Raw genomic sequence first — 995 nt, forward strand, 5'->3', positions numbered from 1 at the left:
CCCTAGCGTTGGAGCCGGGTGAGGAGGCTGCTGGCCTCCTGCGCGGCCGGGGCGTGGTTGTCCAGATGCCGCAACTGCTCCGGCAACGACTCCCCACGATGCTTCTTCGTCTGCGCGTACAACCGACCGGCCCGATACGACGAACGCACCAGCGGACCAGCCATCACCCCCGAGAACCCCAACCCGTACGCGGCCTCCGAATGCGCCACGAACTCCTCCGGCTTCACCCACCGCTCCACCGGATGATGCCGCGGCGACGGCCGCAAATACTGCGTGATCGTCAAGATCTCACACCCCGCAGCCACCAGATCCGCCATCGCCCCGGTGACCTCCTCCGGAGTCTCCCCCATCCCCAGAATCAGATTCGACTTCGTCACCAACCCCGCCGCCCGCGCCGCCGCGATCACATCCAGACTCCGCTGATACCGAAACCCCGGACGAATCCGCTTGAAAATCCGCGGCACCGTCTCCACATTATGCGCCAACACCTCCGGCCGCGACGAAAACACCTCAGCCAACTGCACCGCATCAGCATTGAAATCCGGAATCAACAACTCCACACCCGTACCCGGATTCAACCCATGAATCCGCCGCACCGTCTCCGCATACAACCACGCCCCACCATCAGCCAAATCATCCCGCGCCACACCCGTCACCGTCGAATACCGCAACCCCATCGCCTGCACACTCTCAGCGACCTTCCGCGGCTCCGCACGATCCAACTCCGCAGGACGACCCGTATCAATCTGACAGAAATCACACCGCCGAGTGCACTGATCCCCACCAATCAAAAACGTCGCCTCACGATCCTCCCAACACTCATAAATATTGGGACAACCCGCCTCCTCACACACCGTGTGCAAACCCTCCCGGCGCACCAAACCCTTCAACTCGGTGAACTCAGGACCCATCCGCGCACGCGTCTTGATCCACGACGGCTTCTTCTCAATCGGCGTCTCACTGTTACGCACCTCGAGCCGCAACAACTTCCGCCC

At 62.3% G+C, this 995-nt stretch carries 1 protein-coding gene; it reads right to left on the reverse strand.

Features of this window, described 5'->3' with window-relative positions; all coding sequences use genetic code 11:
- Nucleotides 1-2: 2 nt before the first annotated feature.
- Nucleotides 3-995, reverse strand: a 993-nt coding sequence (lipA, locus tag CFN78_RS28355; RefSeq protein WP_165777746.1) for a lipoyl synthase, incomplete at its 5' end; no start/stop codon positions are given.

Source organism: Amycolatopsis antarctica, from assembly GCF_002262875.1.
Classification (GTDB): Bacteria; Actinomycetota; Actinomycetes; order Mycobacteriales; family Pseudonocardiaceae; genus Amycolatopsis; species Amycolatopsis antarctica.